Source organism: Nocardia sp. NPDC051929, assembly GCF_044548645.1.
Classification (GTDB): domain Bacteria; phylum Actinomycetota; class Actinomycetes; order Mycobacteriales; family Mycobacteriaceae; genus Nocardia; species Nocardia sichangensis.
Genome location: NZ_JBIUCG010000025.1, coordinates 132,174 through 151,500, shown reverse-complemented (window position 1 = coordinate 151,500; position 19,327 = coordinate 132,174). Strand labels below are relative to the sequence as shown.

22 protein-coding genes are annotated in these 19,327 nt (G+C 67.6%); 21 read left to right on the top strand and 1 reads right to left on the bottom strand.

The window, feature by feature from the left end:
• The 13 genes from ACIHAX_RS30460 to ACIHAX_RS30400 form a co-directional block, all read left to right on the top strand.
• Positions 1–785: hypothetical protein (locus ACIHAX_RS30460; protein WP_397281011.1), on the top strand; the 785-nt coding region annotated here is incomplete at its 5' end.
• Positions 785–1,609: an ESX secretion-associated protein EspG gene (locus ACIHAX_RS30455; RefSeq protein WP_364433972.1), complete on the top strand. Its 825-nt coding sequence runs from the start codon at positions 785–787 to the stop codon at positions 1,607–1,609. The genes ACIHAX_RS30460 and ACIHAX_RS30455, both read left to right, overlap by 1 nt.
• A 41-nt stretch (positions 1,610–1,650) precedes the next feature.
• Positions 1,651–3,252 carry a hypothetical protein gene (locus tag ACIHAX_RS30450; RefSeq protein WP_397281009.1) on the top strand — a complete coding sequence of 534 codons (1,602 nt, stop codon included), beginning with the start codon at positions 1,651–1,653 and terminating at the stop codon, positions 3,250–3,252.
• On the top strand, positions 3,249–4,031 hold the full coding sequence (locus ACIHAX_RS30445) for an ESX secretion-associated protein EspG (RefSeq protein ID WP_364433966.1): 783 nt from the start codon (positions 3,249–3,251) through the stop codon (positions 4,029–4,031). The genes ACIHAX_RS30450 and ACIHAX_RS30445 overlap by 4 nt, the downstream gene beginning before the upstream one ends.
• Positions 4,024–4,521 carry a hypothetical protein gene (locus ACIHAX_RS30440; RefSeq protein ID WP_364433963.1) on the top strand — a complete coding sequence of 166 codons (498 nt, stop codon included), beginning with the start codon at positions 4,024–4,026 and terminating at the stop codon, positions 4,519–4,521. Before ACIHAX_RS30445 ends, ACIHAX_RS30440 begins: the two co-directional genes overlap by 8 nt.
• Positions 4,518–4,814 (top strand): YbaB/EbfC family nucleoid-associated protein, encoded by a 297-nt coding sequence (locus tag ACIHAX_RS30435; protein WP_397281006.1) that lies wholly within the window; start codon positions 4,518–4,520, stop codon positions 4,812–4,814. Before ACIHAX_RS30440 ends, ACIHAX_RS30435 begins: the two co-directional genes overlap by 4 nt.
• A 152-nt stretch (positions 4,815–4,966) precedes the next feature.
• On the top strand, positions 4,967–5,287 hold the full coding sequence (locus ACIHAX_RS30430; RefSeq protein WP_356967663.1) for a type VII secretion target: 321 nt from the start codon (positions 4,967–4,969) through the stop codon (positions 5,285–5,287).
• Positions 5,284–6,624 carry a hypothetical protein gene (locus tag ACIHAX_RS30425; protein WP_397281003.1) on the top strand — a complete coding sequence of 447 codons (1,341 nt, stop codon included), beginning with the start codon at positions 5,284–5,286 and terminating at the stop codon, positions 6,622–6,624. The genes ACIHAX_RS30430 and ACIHAX_RS30425 overlap by 4 nt, the downstream gene beginning before the upstream one ends.
• Positions 6,625–6,637: 13 nt before the next feature.
• The gene (locus tag ACIHAX_RS30420; protein WP_356967660.1) at positions 6,638–6,943 is read left to right on the top strand and encodes a PE domain-containing protein; all 306 of its coding nucleotides are present in this window, start codon (positions 6,638–6,640) and stop codon (positions 6,941–6,943) included.
• 36 nt (positions 6,944–6,979) lie between these two features.
• Positions 6,980–7,984, top strand: a complete 1,005-nt coding sequence (locus ACIHAX_RS30415) for a PPE domain-containing protein (protein WP_364433951.1) — start codon at positions 6,980–6,982, stop codon at positions 7,982–7,984.
• Complete coding sequence (locus tag ACIHAX_RS30410) at positions 7,981–8,763, top strand: ESX secretion-associated protein EspG (RefSeq protein WP_364433948.1); 783 nt, start codon at positions 7,981–7,983, stop codon at positions 8,761–8,763. The genes ACIHAX_RS30415 and ACIHAX_RS30410 overlap by 4 nt, the downstream gene beginning before the upstream one ends.
• Before the next feature lie 78 nt (positions 8,764–8,841).
• Positions 8,842–9,159, top strand: a complete 318-nt coding sequence (locus tag ACIHAX_RS30405) for a WXG100 family type VII secretion target (protein ID WP_356967654.1) — start codon at positions 8,842–8,844, stop codon at positions 9,157–9,159.
• A gap of 42 nt (positions 9,160–9,201) precedes the next feature.
• Positions 9,202–9,495: a hypothetical protein gene (locus ACIHAX_RS30400; protein WP_356967652.1), complete on the top strand. Its 294-nt coding sequence runs from the start codon at positions 9,202–9,204 to the stop codon at positions 9,493–9,495.
• A gap of 57 nt (positions 9,496–9,552) precedes the next feature.
• Here the strand turns inward: ACIHAX_RS30400 and eccE are convergent, their stop codons facing one another.
• Complete coding sequence (gene eccE, locus ACIHAX_RS30395; protein ID WP_397281022.1) at positions 9,553–11,301, bottom strand: type VII secretion protein EccE; 1,749 nt, start codon at positions 11,299–11,301, stop codon at positions 9,553–9,555.
• Between the two features lie 137 nt (positions 11,302–11,438).
• Between eccE and eccB the strand changes: the two genes are divergently transcribed.
• The 8 genes from eccB (at position 11,439) to ACIHAX_RS30355 (ending at position 19,311) form a co-directional block, all read left to right on the top strand.
• Positions 11,439–12,845: a type VII secretion protein EccB gene (eccB, locus tag ACIHAX_RS30390; protein ID WP_364433940.1), complete on the top strand. Its 1,407-nt coding sequence runs from the start codon at positions 11,439–11,441 to the stop codon at positions 12,843–12,845.
• Positions 12,846–12,997: 152 nt separating this feature from the next.
• Positions 12,998–14,038 (top strand): hypothetical protein, encoded by a 1,041-nt coding sequence (locus ACIHAX_RS30385; RefSeq protein WP_397280998.1) that lies wholly within the window; start codon positions 12,998–13,000, stop codon positions 14,036–14,038.
• Positions 14,035–14,499 (top strand): YbaB/EbfC family DNA-binding protein, encoded by a 465-nt coding sequence (locus ACIHAX_RS30380; protein ID WP_397280996.1) that lies wholly within the window; start codon positions 14,035–14,037, stop codon positions 14,497–14,499. The genes ACIHAX_RS30385 and ACIHAX_RS30380 overlap by 4 nt, the downstream gene beginning before the upstream one ends.
• Positions 14,459–14,899 (top strand): YbaB/EbfC family nucleoid-associated protein, encoded by a 441-nt coding sequence (locus ACIHAX_RS30375; protein WP_364433932.1) that lies wholly within the window; start codon positions 14,459–14,461, stop codon positions 14,897–14,899. The genes ACIHAX_RS30380 and ACIHAX_RS30375 overlap by 41 nt, the downstream gene beginning before the upstream one ends.
• A gap of 102 nt (positions 14,900–15,001) precedes the next feature.
• A complete protein-coding gene (locus tag ACIHAX_RS30370; RefSeq protein WP_364433930.1) occupies positions 15,002–16,618 on the top strand; it encodes an MFS transporter in 1,617 nt (538 codons plus the stop codon).
• Positions 16,619–16,803: 185 nt separating this feature from the next.
• The gene (locus tag ACIHAX_RS30365; RefSeq protein WP_364433927.1) at positions 16,804–17,094 is read left to right on the top strand and encodes a hypothetical protein; all 291 of its coding nucleotides are present in this window, start codon (positions 16,804–16,806) and stop codon (positions 17,092–17,094) included.
• Between the two features lie 147 nt (positions 17,095–17,241).
• Positions 17,242–17,901 (top strand): response regulator transcription factor, encoded by a 660-nt coding sequence (locus ACIHAX_RS30360; RefSeq protein ID WP_397280992.1) that lies wholly within the window; start codon positions 17,242–17,244, stop codon positions 17,899–17,901.
• A 9-nt stretch (positions 17,902–17,910) separates the two neighbouring features.
• Positions 17,911–19,311 carry a sensor histidine kinase gene (locus tag ACIHAX_RS30355; RefSeq protein ID WP_397280990.1) on the top strand — a complete coding sequence of 467 codons (1,401 nt, stop codon included), beginning with the start codon at positions 17,911–17,913 and terminating at the stop codon, positions 19,309–19,311.
• Positions 19,312–19,327: the final 16 nt, after the last annotated feature.

Below are 19,327 nucleotides of genomic sequence, written 5' to 3'. Positions count from 1 at the left end.
CCGGCCAGGTCCCCGAATTCGTCGACCCGAATACCGCGGCACCCCCCACCAACGGTGGAACAGGCAGTGGCGGCGGAACCGGAAACAACAACGGCAACAACGGCGACAACGGCAACAACAGCGGCGGAGACAACAACAACGGCAAATCCAACGCAAACGGAAGCGGTGGCACCGGCGGCGGATCCGGAAGCGAAGCCGGCGGCAGCGGCAACGGATCGGGCGCGGGTTCGGGCAGTGGAAACGGCGGGCCCAGTGGAAACGGCGGCACGAGCGGCGCACCCTCGGGCGATCCCGGCCAGGGTACCGGTCCGAGCGGTGCCCCCGGGACCGGCGCCAGCGGCGCTCTCTCCGCCTCCGAGATGCTCAGTATGTTCTCGGAGGTGTTGCAGCTCATCACTTCCGGCATCACGACTCTCGCGCAGCTCGGCAATCAACTTGCCGCCCAGCTCGGCCCGGGATTGCAAGCGCTGACCAAAGCTGTCGAGGACGGCACCCTGACGGTGAAGCAGGCATTGGCCGAGGCTGCCGAGCGGATCGGCGAGGATATAGCTGAGGTCGAGGAGCTACTCCTCCCACCGGGTGCGACCGGGCCGGTCGACTCGCGGGCGCTGTTGCCCAGCCCGAACGAGGCGCTCGAACTACTTCAGCTGGGGGTACCAGGACGTGCGGCGGGCAATCAGCCCGCGGTCTTCCAGGATTTCACGACGGCGAGGTCGATCGATGACGTCGTCGGCGAGCCCGGATCGGCGGGCGTCCCGGGTATCGCGGCGGAGGGTGGCAACTGATGGCACGGACCTGGCGCCTCACCGGCCTCGAATACCTGGTGCTGCGTGAGCGACTGGTGGGACGCCGCACGAGCTGGCCGTTCGCCTACGTCGCCGACGTGAAGGGACATTTCGACTTCCAATTCGTCAAGGCTCGGGTCTGGGGTGAGCTGCAGGCCGCGTGGGACCCGGCGCTGGCCGAGGCGATGGTGAAGTCGATGCAGGCCGATGTGCGGATCGCGGTGCTCGCCCATGATGACAGCGCGCCCCATGATCTGGCCCGGCAGTGGACGATGGCGGGCAAGCTGTTCGGCGACCGAGCGATCCTGGTCGAGGGATTCCGCGTGCGGTCGCCCTATAGTCACGACGAACTGGTGATCACCGAGTGCGATGCGGTGGAGCTCGCACGAGTGATCGTGGACAAGCTTCCCCCGATGGCGGCGGGCGGCCAGTCGCAGGTCGAATTGCTGAGCTCGACGGCCGAGCCCGTGTTCGATCACTGGCACGGTCGCAGTTCGCTGTACGACGAAGGCGACCGCGATGTCGACACTCGGAGCCGAGGGTGGCAGGCCGCGCCGAAATCCACGGTCGGCCGGATCGAGATCACGCACGGTCACTCGAATTTCGGCCCGCGCGGGCAGGTGACCAAGTGGATCTTCTGGGAAGACCATCCCGGCGATGGCCGCTACATCGTCGATGCCGGGCCGCCGGTGGCCGCGGTCGCGACCGATGCCGAGCGGCTGGTGCGGCTCATCGAACGGGAATGCGGTGAACTGCAGCGCGTCCGGGGGGACGAGTCGCGCGGTGGAATCTCGCGGCTCAGCGTCTACGACGACGGCCGTTGAGATGACCGATCCGAACTGATTGCGCTGATAGGAGTTGCGACATGGCACTTGATTCCGATGTCTCGGACAACACCAAATGGGCGAGCTTGGGCGGCGCGGAGCTTCTGCTCGAGGCGGGGACGGCGCAGAAGTGCGCACAGCACGTCGAGGACATGCTGAATGTCGTTGTCGGCGTGCACAGCTGGGTGCAGGGCAACTATGAACGCGCGAGTCCGGTGTTCGCCGCGTGCGCCTCGGGGGTGCAGATGTGGGCCCTGTTCAACTCAAAGATCGCCACCGAGTTGCTGGAACGCATGGATCGGCATCGCAACATCCTCACCAATATGGGCAACACGTTTCTCGCCGCGGGCAAGAAATACGCCCTTACCGAGCACAACTCGGCCGTGAGCTTCGAGGGGATCTCCTTCGACAGCCCGCCGGGCACGCCACCCAGCGGAGCGCCCAAATCGGTGAAGATTCCCCGACATTCGAACAAGCCGGATACCACGACGCTCTACGACCCGGCCTTGTTCTGGCCCGAGGCGGGCTCGCAGCTGGATTGGTCGATTTTGTACAACGTCGGCCAGTCGATCAATGCGCAGGCGGTCGCCGACGCGGGTGGTGTGTGGTACTGGCTGTCCAAGGGGTTGGACCGTGGTTTCGACACCCTGCGGACCACCATCGCCGGTGCGTCGGATCAATGGACCGGCGCGGGTGCGGACGCGGCGATTCTGGCGACCACGCAGTACGTATTCGCCTCCGAGCAGCTCACGACGGATATGAATCTGTTGGGTGACTCGCTGGTGTTCAGCTCGGGCTGGCTGCAGCGGACGAAGAACGGCATGCCGCAGACCCCCGAACCACCGCCCTCGACGACCAGGACGCAGAACGACGCGGACCTGCTCCGGTTCCAAGAGCATTTCCAGACGCATTACACCGAGAACTACACGCATTTGACGACCCATATCGTGGCGCTACCTCAGCCGAACGAGGTGGTGACGCCGAGCCTGAACGTCGGCGGGACCGCGCCGATCGAGGCGCTCGACACGCCCGGTGCAGACGGGTCCGGCGGTGATCCCGGCGACGAGCCGCCGACCGGCCCTGACGACAACGGCGGTGACGCGACGCCCGTCGGCGACAATCCGACGGGCGGTAGCAACCCGCCCGTCGACGGCGACGATCCCTCCTCCGAGCTCCCGAATCCCCAAACAGAAACGGGACCGAACACCTCGAACCTGCCGGAAGGGCTGAAGGACAAACCATTCGAGACGCTGAGCAACCTGCCCGACGACCTGACCTCGAAAGAATCGGGCAGCACCCCGTGGCTGATGAATTCCGCCCTCCTGCCACCAGGAAACGTCCCGTTCGTCGGCAAGGGCGGTGGCGGCGGAGGTGGGACCGGTCGCGTATTCGCCCTGGAACAGCTGAAAAACCAGGAGGCCAAGCTGTTCCCCCGCCTCACCGCCGTTCCGGACGAGAAGTTGACCGGACGGGCCGGACCCGCTGGTGGGCGCGAACCGGGTGTCCCGTTCGGCGGTCACCCCGGCCGCCCGAATGGCGAGGAGAAGGAGAAGAAGCGGTCCGAGCTGCTGGATTCGACCGAGCATCTCGACGAGGCGCTCGGGCAGCCGGGGCTCGCGATCAGACCGGTGCTCGATCGGTGAGCCGCACCTGGCAGCTCACTGATACGGAACTGATCGCCTTGTGGGACAGGCTGTTTCAGGACCGGCTACCGTTGCCGCTGTTCGCGCTGAATCGTGGCGACAACACGCGGGGCTGGGCGCGACTGGCGGCGGCGGCGCTGGCCGGGCTGGACGAGACGGCTGACGGCGCCCTGCACGACGCCCTCACCCGGGTCGCCCATGCCGATATTCGGGTCACAGCGGTGGCGTTCGACCCGCGCGATTGCGGCGACCCCGCAGGCCGGCTTCGCCTGGTCGGAGCCCGGCAGGGCGACGTGGCGGTCCTGATTCGCCAGCTACCCGGCGAAACGCGGTGGCACAGTGGCGGTTATGTGATCACCAGTGGCGATGCCGATCGGCTCGCCGGTGCGGTGGTCGGCGCGCTCCCCGCTCGGGCGGCCGGGCGGGGGCCGGATACTCCGTTGATCACCAGCCCGGCGAGCGCGGAGGCCGACCACCACTACGGCCGGTCTCCGGTCTACGACAACTATGCGGCCGATCGCGCCAGCGCGGCGTGGCTGCGACGGCCCGCGGAGCGGCTCGGAGTGATCGAAACCCGTATGGGTAGTTCGATCTTCGGGCCGCGCGGCATCACGCCCTACCGCATCGAATGGCGAGATCTGGTCGATGACGGCCGCTACGCCGTCGCCGAGACGGCAGGACCGGTCGCGACAGCGGTCGATCGGACGGCGCTGGCGTCCATGATCGCCGCCGATATCGCGACCGTGTCACAGACCATGGAGGACGAGCGACGTGTCTGAACAACCCCCGAGAATCGACGCCGAGTGGTCCGCGGACTCGATGTTCGGCGCGACGATCCATGAGAGCCCGGTTTTCGACGGGGCCGAGGCCGACCCGGAGACGACGCTCGATCGGGACGCGCCGGAACTGGAAGCACCGAAATCTGATTTCACGCCCTATTCGACCGGCGAGGCCGCACTGCGCGGTGGCGACATCGTGGTGAGCGCGACCGATTCGGCTGTGCCGCTGGCGGTTCGGCTCACCGCCGACCAACTCCGGCGCGACCCGGACGATCTCGGTGACGACATTCTGCGGCTGTGCAAGCTCGCGGCCAACCGGGCCGGCTTGCTCCGGCGTGCGTACCTGGCCGAGATCGGTGTCCCGGAATCGGCGCTGGACCTGCTCGAACTGCCGTCCCAGGACGCGGTCGAACACTACGAGCTCGCAGCGGAATCGGAGCACGGGTACGAGCCGCACAGCTGGCTCGACCGGGATGGAGATTCGTGGTGACAGATTTCGCTGCCCTCGAGGCGGGTGCTCGCGCACGACTGGATCGGATGCGACGGCTCGCCGCGGATCTCGCCGCGATCCGAGTCGACCACACCGATGCCGAGGGGGTCATCACCGTGTCGGTGGACGGGGTGGGCCGACTGCTCGATGTCCGTCTGACACAGGCGATCGCGATGCTGTCGCCGTCCGAGTTCGAACGGGTGCTCGTTGCCACCGCCGCTGCGGCGGTGCGGCGGGCTTTGGGAGCGCGCGGACAACTGATCGACGAATTCAACGGTCAAGTGAACAGCTAGCGCTGCCCTGCCCGCAGGGACGAGTCAACGGGCAGGTGAACAGCCGGGGTCGCCGCTCGCGCACCGCTTGCGGACACCGCGGCCCGAATTAGATTTCTGACGCGAGCCGTCTAGGTATCGAGATCACAGAACCAGCCCAGGAGGGTACCGCGATGAACGTCCTCAATGTGCAGCCGCAGACATTCCGCCGATACGGCGAGATTTCGGACGGGATGGCGGCGACGGTCGCCGTCGCGGGGGCCGTCGACCAGGCCGCTGTCATAGCGGCCATCGCTCCGACCTTCGGGTTGATCGGTCACGAATTCCTGACGAGTTTCGCGTACGCTCAGGCCAACCACTTCGCCGCACTGACCAAGCTCGTCGAAATCCTCACCACCACCGCCGATACCGCGCGGGTGGCGGCGGCGTCCTATGAACTGACCGAGCAGCACAGCGTGGCTTCGTTCGGTACGCTGACGGGCGCCGAACAGTGACTCCCGCGCAACCCTCCGCGGCGCCGCTACATCCGACCGTTCTCGACGCGCTCCGAAATACGCCGGCTGCTCCGTTTCTCGATCAGCCGACCCAGCAGTTGCTGGCCGGCATCGGCTTGCCGCAGTTTCCCACTCTTCCACCGCTGCCGGGTCTGCCGGTCCTCCCGCCGCTCGACCCGGCGGCACTGTTCAAACCGGTAACCGACCTGATCAGCGGCTACGGCAACGGCAACCTGGGCGCGGGGGAGTTCAATCCGCAAACGTTGATGCGGAATGTCACCGACGCGGTGCGCACCGCGATGCAGCTGGCCTCCACGGGCATTCAGCTGCTGCAGTCGATGGAGAGCTCAGGGGCAACGGCGGCGACGGCGGCGGCGGTCGACACCGTGGCGACGTCCGCATCGATCTCCGAGCAGGCCGCGCGGATCAACCTGACCACCGGCGGCGCCGCGGGCACCGTCGCTGCCGGATATGCGCAAATGGCGGCGGTAGCGACGCGTTTCGCGCTCACCACCGCAGCGCTCGGGCCCACGCTGGTGACGCAGCCCGGCCAGGCGGCGCTGCTGGCCACCGCCATCGAGGCGGGCACCGAGGCGACGGCGATCACCGCCCAGACCAAGGCGCAGTTGCTGGCGCAGTCGGCGGAGATGACCGAGGCGGGCAAGCCGGTGCCGACTCGCAGCCCGAAACATGCGGACCTCGGCAAGGTCCAGCGTTCGCTCACCCAGACGGTTTCGGCGGCCGGTCCCTCGGCGCCGGATGTGTCGGCGGTCGGTTCGCGGTCCTCCCCGGGATCGGCGTTCGCCACCGCCGGGGTCGCGCCCTCCTCGCCGAACCAGCCCACCGTGACGCAGTTGCTGTCGCGATTGCAGCAGGTGGTGACGCCGTTGATCTCGGTCGCGCAGACCGTCGGGAAAGAGGTCCCCGCGCAGTTCCCGGCCAAGCCTGGCGCCGACCCCGCGGCGCCGGCTCCGACGCGCTCCGCTGCGGCAGCCGTGCCGGTCGGGTCGACGAGTGGGGGAGCGGCGGTCGCCCCGGCGGCGGCTCCGCTGGGCGTGTGGCAAACCGAAGGCGTCATCACGGTGACCGCGAGCCCGATCGGCACGCCGCTGATTTCGGCGTCGGCCTCCACGTACTCGCATGAAGTACTACCGCCTTTCGCACCCGGTGCCAGCTCGATCGGCGACGACCGGGCACGCCCGGGGGGCGGCCGCCAGGAGTCGCCTGTCGATGCCCGCTATGGCGACGAACTGGTCGGAGGCGGCCTGCCCGAGACCGCAGCACCCATCATCGGCGTGGAAACGACCGCCGACCCGGATACGCCATTCAGCCTTTAAGAGGAGAACGTTGATGAGCAGCATCGCGATAGATCACCAACTCGCCAGGATGGCGGCCGGTCGGCTGGACATGCTGGCCGATGACCTGGAGGGCGGGCTACTTCAACGCAGTGACGCGCTGCGTCCGGTGCCGGCAGCCGCCGACCCGGTGTCGCGGCACACCGCGCAGGTGCTGCGACAAGTCAGCGCTTCGTTCGAGCAGTCCTGTCTGGGGGGCGTCGGCGAACTGCGCAAGATCGCCGCGAACCTGCGTTCCCACGCCGACCTCGTCGGGGATTCCGATGACGACGCCGTGCAGTCGTTCCAGCGCCTGGCGTAGCACCGCGCGCCGAACATCGAGACGAGGAGTGACGCGATGGTCGAACTTCCGCACGCCGGTTTCACCGGCACGATGTGGGACGCCGTACCGGCCCAGCAGCTGGCACGCGAGCTGACGACCGGTCCCGGCGTCGTGCCGATGGCCGAGGCGGGGCTTGCCTACGCAGCGCTCGCACTGCACCTGGGTGAGGCCGGTGCCGAGTATCGCGCCATTCTCGCCATTGTCGGGAACGCGTGGGGATCGGATTCCAGCGCGGAGGGCATTGCCCGGTTGGCGCAGCTGGCCGACTGGTTCGACGACCTCACCACCGCCGCCGAGCACAATGCTGCCACGGCCGCCGAGCAGGCCGCGGCCTACGAGATCGCTCAGCTCACGATGCCGCACGTGGACGAGGTGGCGGCGGCGGTGCGGATGGCCGAGGAGACGGTCAGCGGCACGCTGCTCGGCGCACCGCTTGCCGGACTGTTCGACACTGCCGAGCATCAGATCGACGCCTTGCGCGACCACGCCGCCCAGGTGATGCGCACCTACGAGGCGGGCAGTGCGAAGCTGTCCGCAGCGTGGGAGCAGGAGACGGCCCCCGTCGTCTCCGCGGGAGCCGCCCTACTCGCTGAGCAGGCGCCGAAGCCGGTCGGCGACGGGTCATCGGGGCCGCCGCCCGACGCGCAGGCCGTTTCTTCTCCCGCGCTGCGGGGTTCGCCGGTCGTCGACCTGTCGGCATCGACTGTCGCTCCGGCTCCGACCCTGACAGTCGGCGGTGAGTCGCTGGTGATCACGCCGATGCCGCAACCCGTCTCGCCGATCGTGGCGGCAACGGCCGGCGCTCCCGTCGTGGCAACGGCCTCGCAGGTACCGCCACCGTCGATGCTCGCGCCGCCCACGACTTCGCCGGTTCCGGTGTCGCCGCAAGCCGGTCAGCGGGCGGTGGCAGCCGAGGCCGGAGCTCTCGGCGAGCAGATCGTCGTCCAGGCCGGGCTCGCCACCGCACCACCAGTTCTGGGCGGCGTTGCGCAGTCCCGTACCGCCGGGGCGTCGCAATGATGACCCTGACCGTCGATGCCGCCCTCGTCGTCGCCGAAACGCTCGGCGCGCAAACCCTTCCGGTGGTTCTCGCCCTGCGCCCACAACACAGCGAGCACGCCGACTTCCTTGCCGCCCGCGTCGCCGCTGTCGCGGAGCTTTATGCGCGCGGCGTGCTCGACGAGGACGGGAACGTCCTCGACGACGAGCTGACCACGGCGATACTCGCCCTGGCCCGTCCGGAAAGGCAACTGGCCCTGCGGATCCGGCGCGCCGGCGCGCATCGGATCTGCCTGGCCCGGCGCGGCCTGGACCACGCGGTGGCGGTGCGAGTGGGCGACGAAATCCAGGTCGGCACCGTGTGGGGTGACGAGGATCCGGTCGCACTGGCCCGGCCGCTGCTGGCCGCGCTCGGCGCCCGTCCACCCGCGGACATCCCGGTGCTCACCGCACCCACCGCCGAACTGCGTCGACGGCTCGACGACGCGGGAACCACCGAGGCCAGCGCCGCCTACCAGCTCGGCATGTCCGAATCGGACGCGCTGGCCCTTGGGCTGGCACTGCGCCAGTGTATTTCGGTCGCCGAGTTGGTGTGCTACTCCCACCGTGACGGCAGCGCGGAGCGATCGCCCGCCGCCGTCGCCGTGTACGACACCGCGGCCGGCCGGATCATCGGCGGCGGCAGCATGGCCCCTGACGGGCAACCGTGGACGACCTTGGCCCCCGGCAGTGATCGCCGGTTGGCCCATGTCGTCGGTGCGCAGATCGAAGCGCTGCCCGAGGGCCGCTGGATGCCGTAATCGGTACGCGCATCCACCCATCGTCCGGAGTCACTTCTCCGGAATTCTCAACACATCATCATCCGAAAGGAACTGTCAATGGCCGGCGCAGATGCTCTCCACCTTGATTTCGCCATATTTCAGAAGTACGCGAACGCGTACGCCGACGTGATTCCGCCCATCGACAAGAGCGTCGACAACCTCGAGGCCACAGTGATCGCCGCGAAGAAGGATTGGGAAGGTGAAGCCAACGTCGCATTCACCAAATTCGCCGACGAACTGCAGGCGAGGATCCGAAAAGTGAATGTCGATCTGGGCCAGGTCTCAGAGGCGTTGCGTACCGGTGAAACGAAGGTCGCGGCAACCGAAAACGAGAGCATGGGCGGGTTCACCACGCTGAACACGAATTACCTCTGACCGGAACCGACCGAAACCACTTCTGAGAACGGAACCAGCACAATGTTGTACAACCCGGCGGGCGTCATCCAGCTGATCACCGATATGGACAACTACCACGCGGCCATTACCACGGAGCGGGAAAACGCGCAGAACGCGGCGACCTCGCTGGTGCGGGAGGGCTGGCATAGCGGCGAAGGCGGCGCCGCCGGCTCGTTCCTGGCCAAGCACAAGACCCTGATCGCCGACCTGGACGAGCTGCTCGTACTGCTGAAGAAGGGACGTGACAACGTGCAGGCCGCGCTGGACAAGGCCCGGGCGACCGATCAGCACGTCGCGGACGACTTCGTCTGGTAGATCCGGCACCGAGGAGTCCCCGGGGGCCCGCCGCCAACTGGCCGCGGGCCCCCGTTCTCATGCGGATCGCAGTGCCGGCTCTGGTTGCGGCCCGACCTCGGTTTCGGCGTCGGTTCCAGCGCCCTCGAGATACTCGACTTCCTCCCGGATCGAGACCACCTGGACGGTCAGTTCCCGGCCCGCGCTGCGAATGTGCACCCGCCCGGGCACGTCCGCCGATTCGATCAGCGCGACATCGGCGCCGAGCAGAACCGCCGCTGACTCCCGCGGCGAACGGACATGGACGGCCGTCGCTTCCGACACCTGTCCGGCCGAGGCGATACCGTCGAAAACGATCATCGTCGCCGCGGCCGTGTATCGCGCGCTACCGGACGCGGGCAACGACAGCGCGGCAGGCGTGCCGACCGCTGCGACCAGGCATTCCCATTCACGGGGGCGAACGCTGTGCACGATCACCTGCGCACCCACCGCGATCGCGCGCAGCACCATCAGTTGGGTCAGCCGCAGCGACCCGACGATCTCCACCCGCCGGACCGCGGGCCCGAACAGCGGCACCGCGACACCGAGCCCGTCATCGGTAGCGCCGATCACCTGACCGCACCCTGCGGCCTGCACCGTGAATCGCGACATCGCCGCTGGTACCCCGCGTAGCGCGGCGGATGGCTCGAGGTTCCCGCCGTCGAGCAGGACCTGGCGCTGCAGTCCGCGCAACGGACGCAACCCGAGTTCGGCGGGCGGTTCCTCGGCGTCGTGATGACCGACGCCGGCAAGGTCGCGCCGCACGACCGCGCTCAGCGCGACCATGGTGCCACGCCGGCCCGGCGAGTCCGAATCGACGGCCGGTGTCATGCGCAAGCGGGTCAGCACCGACTTGCCGGGCAATGTCCACACCGCCGCCAGCACCCCCGGTTCGAGCAGGTGCGGCCGGACCGCGTAACCGGCCAGTTCGATGCCGCCGCTGCGCAAGACGCGCCAATCCTCAGCCCACTGCTGTGGGTCGTTGTCGTGCAGGACCGCGGCCTCCGCGGCCGCCAGTTCGTCGGCGGTGAGGATCGATACCCCGACGCCGCTGGCGGCGATGCGACCCGCGACCCGGCGCGTCGCGACCAGGGCGGTGCGGATCATGCCTTCCTGTGCGTTGCCCCGGTTGTCGATCGCGCCGACGTTGTCGAGCGGGTCGAAACGCAGGACCAGCCAGACGGTCTGGGTAGCGGCGGCAGGCAGTGGCCCGAGCAGTTTTTCGTAGACCCGGACGACGTTGTGCGGGCCCTGGGTGCGGACACCGAGCGTGACGACGTCGACGGCGGCCAGCCGAATATCGAACTGGGACAGGCACCGCGCCACATCGGCGAGTGAGATGGCCGCGCCCGCCTCGATCCGAGCCGATCCGAGCAGGGTCGGCCGCACCACGGTGTCGCCGAGCCCGACCATGGTGATCAGGTGGCTGCCGTCCCAGCGCATGCCACAGCGGGCGCCACCGGAGTCCGGGATATCGACATCGAACGACTCGGGGCGTGGTTCATTACCACTACCGCGCCGATTGCGCCACCAGAGCGAGCCGCGCATTCCCAGAATTCGCCAAACATTGGTTTTCCAAACTCGGACGCCACCGAGCAACGCAATTGTGATCCCGATGCCGAGAGCTAGTCCAATATCTGCGCAGAGGGCGATGGCTGTGGTGGCGGCCGTTGTTCCCGCGGCCGCCGATGGCAGCACGATGGACAATGGAATCCGTGTGAACAGTTCGCTCGGCCCCGAAGTCAGCAATGGCACAACAGGTGATTCCCGGGTATCTTCCGGCGGCATTATCTCGCTATTCATTCAGAACATCTCCATTCGGCGCTCGCCTGTGTGGTGCGGTAGCCTCTCATATGTCGTACGAGTGTGCACATTCAGGCACACGGTGTTCATGCGCACGTGTTCGTGCGCACGGAGGAGTTGAAATGCCGGCACAGTTGACGACCCGGGCGCAGGTCAATGGATACAGATTTCTGTTGCAGCGTTTCGAGCACGCGCTGGTTCGCCGCGATGTGCGAATGCTGCACGATCCCATGCGCATCCAATTCCGTTCGTTGCTGACGGGTTTGGTGCTGGCAGTGCTGGTGACGGCAGGCTGCGGCGTCCTGGCGTTCCTGCGGCCGCAGGGGCAACTCGGCGATGCCAAGATCATCATGGCCGGCGACAGCGGTGCCCTCTACGTCATGGTGGACAAGACCATGCACCCGGTGCTGAATCTGGCTTCGGCCAGGCTGATCACCGGCACCAGTGAATCACCGACGTCGGTGCCGGATTCGAAGCTGGCCTCGGTACCGCGCGGACCGATGCTCGGCATCCCCGGCGCACCCGCGTCGCTGCCGGGGGCGGTCGATCGCGATCGCTCCGAGTGGACGCTGTGCGAAGACGCGACCGACGGTTTGCGCAGTACGGTTCTCGACGGCGTGCCACAGCTCGGCCCGCAGATCCGGCCCGCCTCACCGGATGAGGCGGTGCTCGCGACCTATGACGGCGCCACCTACCTGATCTACGACGGCAAGCACGCACGCATCGATATGAGCAGTGAAGCGGTCGTGGCTACCTTGCAGATTCGCGACATGCGGCCGCGGCCGATCGGTGCCGGACTGCTCAACGCGACCGCCGCCGCCCCCGAACTCCTCGCTCCGGCGATACCCGACGCGGGTGCGCCCAGCGCCGTGCGCGTCGGCAATGTCGTTGTGGGGTCGGTGATCCGGGTCCAAGGCGTCAACGGCGCGCAGCCGTATGTGGTGCTCGCCGACGGGCTGCAGAAGATTTCGGAGTTCACCGCGCAGGTACTGCGCACGTCGAACTCGATGGGGCATACCGTCATTCCGCTGCTGTCCCCGGACGCGATCGGCGGTCTGCCGGTGCTGAACACCCTGCCGATCGGGCAGTTCCCGGCCGGCGTCCCGTCCATCGTCGCCATGGATACCGATCCGGTGGCCTGCGCGAGCTGGGCGCGTAGCGCGAGCGATCAAGCCGCCACCCTGCGCTTGCTCGTCGGCAGGCAACTGCCGCTGGCGTCCGGCCGGACACCGGTGCGTCTCGTCGGGGGCGAGGCTGCCCACACGGCCTATATACCCGCTGCCAGCGGCGAATTCGTGCAGGCCACCGGTATCGAGCTGGACAGTACCCGGCGCGATGGCCTGTTCTATGTCACCGACACCGGCGTTCGATTCGGTATTCCGGACGCCGCGACGGCAGTCGTGCTCGGACAGACCGCCGAGCCGAAGCTGGTGCCGTGGCAGATCATCAGTCAACTGCCAGCCGGGCCGATGCTGGATCGCCAATCCGCCCTCATCGCCAGGGATGTCGTCCGCACCGGCGGGGCGTAGCCGGTGTCCGCGGGTGACGAGAAGGTGAACGGCTGTGGCGACCAGATCATGCCCGGTCGCCGCCCGTGCGTGGGCTGGGTACTTTCCTGGCAGTCGAGCGCGAAGGGAACTTGCTGATGCCGCGGATTGTGGGCAGGCGAAGCGATGGCGGCGTGGTTGTCGCTGCCGGCGGGGTGTGTGTCATCGTCGGATCCGACGCCCTCGACGCCGCCAGGCACTGTGCGACACCGCCGGAGCAACTGCGGGTGATGTTGGTCAGCGCCACGGCCGACGACGGCGATTGCACCGTTACCGACGAGCCGATGCCCGCCGGTCTGCTGTCGGCGGCGCAGCTCGCGACTATCCTGGCCTGGGAGGTCGGGTTCGTCGAGGGCGAACCAGGCGACAGTGAGCGGCCCGGACTGAGCAGTGCCGAAACCGAACTCTACCTACGCTATCGACCTGATACCGGGGACGACTATCCGAACAGGCCGGCCGTGGCGGAGGTCGACCGCCCGTTCTTCTCGCTCGAACCCGTCATCGTGCCCGCACCGGTCGGGCCGACCGATGCGCCCGAGTTCGCCGACTATGCGTCCGCGGCGCTGGTTCAGCTCTGCGCATCGATGGCCCATGTCGACGATCTGTCCGCTGCCGAGGTCGTCGGCGCGGCAGCCGAAGACCTGATCGACCGCGTCAGCTATGCCCAGACGGTCGAGGAGTTCTATCCGGCGCTGGCGCAGGCCGTTTCGACGCAGACGGTGCCCGATCCCGCCGTCGAGGCGGCCGACGGCGTCGACCGCGACGAGATCCTGGGCTTCTTCGCCCGCCTGCTGGCGGAGCTGGATCGGCGGCGGCCCTGGCCCGACCCGGTCACGGTCGCGGTCGACCCGCGCACCTGGCCGACGCCGGGGTCGAGCAGGCTCATCGGCTGGCTGGATATCGGCATCTCCGCCCTGGAGTGGGCGGTGAAGGCGGGCTTTGCGGAGGTTCCCGACGACGATCAGGCGGTGCTGGTCTTGCGTTTACGGAGCGGCCAGCTGATCGCGCTGGTGGGGGAGCAGGACCCGGACCCGGCGAGGTTCATGGTGCTGCTGCCCGATCTCGACGGCCAGCAAGACCCCGTGGCGGTGATCGCGTATCTATCGCGATACGCCGGACTACGGGTCGAATTCGATGAACGGGCGGCAGCGATGGCAGAGGTGGCGGCACAGTGATACGACCGGAGAACGCGAGCACGGCGGCCGATGCCGCTGAACTGATCGATGCGGTGAGCCGGGCCCTGAGCCAGATGCGCAGTCTGCGCGGTGCGCGCGACGCGCTGACCGCGTCCGCCACCGTGGAACACGGCCGAATCACCGTCGTGGTCAATGCTTCCGGCTCGATCATCGAGACGTACTACGCCGACGACATCAACACGCTCAGCTATGGCCAAATCGCCCGCGCGACAGTGCAGGCGGCGCAGGCGGCGGCCGCGAAGGTGGCCGCCGAGCAGGAAACGCTCCTGGCCCCGGCAGCCGAGTTGCGGTCGCGAATGCCCAAGTCAGAGGATCTGTTCGAAGGCCTGGCAGCGCTGCGGGCGCAACTGCCGAAGCACACCCCCGCACCGCTTACTTCGCAGTCGCAAAACCCGCCGAATGACCGTCGAAGCGATAGTCATCGGATTCTCGACCGATGAAGCCGCCCGTCGAATTGTGAGCGCGACAGAAGGACCCGACACGATGGATGATGATTTCAACGCTGCCGTCGAGGAATTTCAGGCCAAGATGGCCGAAATCGCCGATCTGCAAGCCGAACGTGCGCTACTTGTCGGCGTCGCCACCACTGCGCGACGGCGGGTGCGCGTCACCGTGAATGCCGACGGGATCGCCACCGACATCAAGTTTTCCGGCTCGATCGGCGAATTGACCCCGGCGGAGCTCGCGGACGCGGTCACCGCGGCGTCGCGGGCGGCGGTGCTCGAGGTCGCGCGCAAAGCCAAGGAACTGATGGCACCGCTCGACATCGATCAGGCCGAGGCGCCCAAACCGGACGATCTGTTCGCCACAATCAACTCACTGCGCGATCACCTGGGCTGACGCCGACCGCAGTGGACCGGCACCGCGCCGATTGGCGAGATCGCCACCGATAGTCGAGACTTCCGATCGGGGGTGGCCGAGCTATCGAGTCGAAGGCGCACCATGGCAGTCGAGATCAGCCGTCCAGGCCGAGTGACCCGGACGCAACCGGCGCTGCCGTCGAGCCGCGGGCGGCGCGCACTCGTCCTGTCGCTCGTCGGCGGCACCGGATTCCTGATCAGCCAGGACGTTTCGTTGCACAGCATCGCCGTGTCGACCTTGCTGCAGCAGCTGGGTGACCGGGACGTGCTCGAGTTCTCGCTGTGGATCCCGAAGTCTTATGTGTTGTCGCTCATCGTGTTTCTGCTCGTCGGTGGTGTGCTCACCGACCGTTGCGGCGCCAAGCGAGTGCTGATTGCCGGGTATGTCACCTTTCTCGCTGGTCTGCTGGCCCACATGCTGCTGGCCGCGACCTCGATTCCGTTGCTGGTGGCCAGAATCGTCATGGGTGCGGGTGTCGCCGCAATCGTCCCCGCGTCGTTGTCGATCCTCGTGCTGGTCAGCAATGCCGGTCGGCAACGTGCCCAGGCGCTGCTGTTGTGGGCAGGCTGTCTGGCCGCGGGCGTGACAGTCGTTCCGCTGGTCAGCGGCCTGCTGTTGAACAATCTGTGGTGGCCCCGGGTCGCCCTCGCCGATGCCGTGGTCGCGGTGGCGCTGCTGGTCGGCATCGTCAAGTTCGTCCCGCGCTGGCCCGGCGATCCGCAAGCCCCGGTGGATTGGCCGGGTGTCGTTGCGGCGACGATAGGTTCAGGGCTGGTCGCGCTCGGTCTGTTCAAGGCGCCCGACTGGGGTTGGACCGCGGCTCCCGTCGTGGCGCTGCTGGGGGCAGGCGCCGTGCTCTTGGTTGTGGCGGCGGCTACCCGCCGTGGCGGCGAGTTGCCGCACGACATTCTGTTGCGAGCCGACCCGCGGGCGCAGCCCGCGATGTTCGCGCTGTCCGCGGCGGTCGTGGCGGAATTCGGCATTGTCTTCGTGACGATCCAATACCTGCAGGCGGTGCGTGGCACCGACCCGGTCGTGGCGGGCGCGCTCATCTTCCTGCCCGCCTGCGTGGCCTCCGCGCTGGGTGCCAAGGCCGGTGCGATGCTGCAACGCCGTACCGGCGCGACAACTCCGCTGATCATCGGCTTGACGATGGTGCTGGATGGCCTGGCTGTCGGTTTGACCGCGGACGCGGCGGGCAGCCTGGAGCGGATCGTGGGGATGGTCGCGGTGATGAGCGTGGGTATGGGCATTGTCATGGCGGTCGCGCTCGATGCGATCGCTACCGCGCTGCCCCCGACTCGCAACGGCGTCCTCTTCGGGGCACAGTCGGCCGTCGTCCAACTCGGTAGCCTCCTCGGTTTGGCAGTAGCCGGTGGTCTCGTGGACCAGGGATATCGAGCGGAGCTCGTCATTCCGGCCAAAGTCGCCGCGCACGAAGGCATCGTCGCGGTCGGGCAACCGCTCGGCAAGAACGTGGCAACGGCGGCCGCGGTTGGCGACACACTCGGTGGGCCGCTCGCCCAAGCGGTGCAGAACGCGTTTTTGGTCGGCTACCGGCACGCATTGCTGGCCACCATCGTCGTGGTCGTCGTGATGATGCTCGTAACCGTCGCCCTGACCGCGCGCGCCCGCCGGCGGAGTGCTGGGAACTCGAGGGGTTGTCAAGAGATTCCAAAGAATATTCGAGATATGTAAATAATCGCAAAGTCGATATCAAGAATTCGCGGCGAGGTTGATCGCTTTCGATGTGGTGCGCATAATTCATTTTCGGGGCGCATTGACTATTCTATCGAGAGGCTGGGGTTGTCGTGAAAGAGGTTGACGATGGCACTCCCGTTCCGCGCCGGATCCGGCCGAGTGCTGCCACGGCCCGATCGGCTGTGTCGCGAACCTCGGCCGAAGAGATCCTGACCCGCGCGCGAGCCGAACGGGCCCAACTCGAGCAGGGTCGCCACTTCTATGCCCAGCTTGTCGATCAGGCAGAACAGCTACACCACGAGATCCGTAGGCTGCACGAGGAGCAGCGCGAGGTCTATCGGCAGCTGAACAACCTGCGTCGACGATTCACCAGCCTGCCGCCCGTCCCCCGGCCGAGCGGCTATCCGCCGATCGCGGTCGCACCGGCCGCGCAGGCCGAGCCGCGCGCCGGTGCAGGTAGAGCGACTGCCTGACTTCGGATCGCCTCGATGAGGACCGTTGCCGGACAACAATGTTGACCGATCGGCGGCGCTCCACTCCGCGACGGCAGGCGTGATCGTCTGCGGTAGTCTCACCTCGTGTTCAGGTGCGGGTCTGGACGTGTGGAAGGGACCGGGTTCGTGCGTGTGGTGGTGGTGGAGGACGACGCGGGCGTAGCCGGCGCTGTTGTCGACGGCCTCCGAGCGCATGGTTTCCCGGCCGTCGACCATTTGTCACACGGGCTCGATCTGCTGACTTCGCACGCAGGCTACGACGCGGTCGTGCTCGATATCGGGCTGCCCGACGTCAACGGTTACCTGGTGTTGCGCCAGCTCCGCAAGGTCAGCACGGTTCCGGTGATCATGCTGACCGCGGAGGGCGACGAGTTGGCGGTGGTGTCGTGCCTGCGTGCCGGAGCCGACGACTACATGGTCAAACCGCCGCGGCTCGGTGAACTCGCCGCCCGCCTGGAAGCGGTCGTGCGACGCAGGCAGACAACCGAGTCCGCTCCGGCCGTGGTGGTTACCGGTGATGTCACGGTGGATCTGGGAGCTCGTTCCGTCGAAGTGGCCGGTCTGCCGGTACAGCTGACCCAGAAGGAATTCGCCATAGCCCGCGTGCTGGTCGAGCGCGCGGGCGTCGCGGTGGCCCGGGACACGATCATGGACGAGATCTGGGGCGAGAAAACCCCGTCCACGTCTCGTTCGCTCGACGTTCACATGGGCGCGCTGCGGGCCAAACTGAACCGCCCAGGACTGATCGCCACCATTCACGGCTTCGGCTACCGCTGGACTCGGTGACCTCGCCGGATGCGCGTTCGGTTGGTCAGTGTATTCACCTTGCTGGCGGCGATCTGCATGATCTGCTTCGCGATCGGGATCGGGATGGAGTTGGCGTCGAGCCGGACCCAGGCGATGGTGATCGATCGGATCCAGGTCGCCAACCAGTTCGCGGCGACGGCGTCGGTTGATCCGGCACGCCTCGAGGGGGAGGCGCAGAGCTATTTCGAGCAGACCGGCAACGGTGTCCTGGTGATCGCGGGCAGCGGCACGGTGATGGTCGATGTCGGGGTGAACCGCGCCGACCCACGGGTCACCGAGGTATCGAACAACGCACACCGGTTCATCCCGCCGGAGACGCTGTATCCGTGGAGTACGCACCCGATGGTGGTCGGCCAGCCCATCGGAACCTCGCAGCAAGCCGGCGGTGTGGTCGTCATCGCGATCTCGACCTCGGCGACTCGCCGTGGTATCACCGACAGTTGGATTCAACTCGCCTGCGTGACCGCCACCGCCCTGCTGGTGTTCGGCGGCGTGGCGCTCGGGGTATCAGGGTGGATCCTGCGACCGGTGTCCAAGCTGCGCCGCGATGTCGACGCGCTGACCTCGACCTTGCCGGTGCGGCGCGCGGAGCCGCGGGGTCCCCGGTCCAGAGGCCGGGGGCCGCGGGAGATCGTCGAACTCGCGGTCGGTGTCGCGTCGATTACCCGAGCCGTCGCCGACCTGGCCGCGGCCGAGCGAAAACTGGTGGTCGATACGGCGCATTCGCTGCGAAATCCACTGGCCGCGCTCGCGGTTCGGTTGCAGGCCTTACAGCCGATGATCGCCCAGGATCACGCGTCGGCCACCTTCGCCGGTGTGGTGAGCGAAGTGGACCGGCTCACGGAGTTGCTGGACGGCTTGCTGGCCTCGGCGGTGGCCGATGCCGCGCCCGGACACGCCGCCGCGCGCTCGAACACGTCGGACTGTGACGCGGTAGAGGTGGCACGGGATCGAGTGGACGCGTGGCATGCCGCGTTCCAGCGCGCCGACATGACCCTCACCCTCGACGCGACTACCGAGGTTGCCGAAGCCGGTGTTCCGGCGAGTGTGCTCGCCCAGATTCTCGATGTCGCGCTGAGTAACTCCGTACGCTACGCGGGCCGAGATGCCCATACCGCGATCACCGTCAGCCAAGAATGCGAGTCGGTGATCGTGTCGGTCCGCGACGACGGTGTCGGGGTGTCACCCGATGAGCTCGATCAGCTGACCACTCGATTCTTTCGCGGAGCCCAGGCGACGGCCGGCGGTTCCGGTCTCGGCTTGCCGATCGCGGCGACCATGGCGGCCCAGTACGGGGGATTGTTCTTCGTCGACGTAGCCGAACCGTGCGGTCTGGTCGTCACGGCCAGCTTTCCGGCTGCGGTCGCGCCGAACCTTACATCCGGGTGAACGCCTGAAGGTTTGG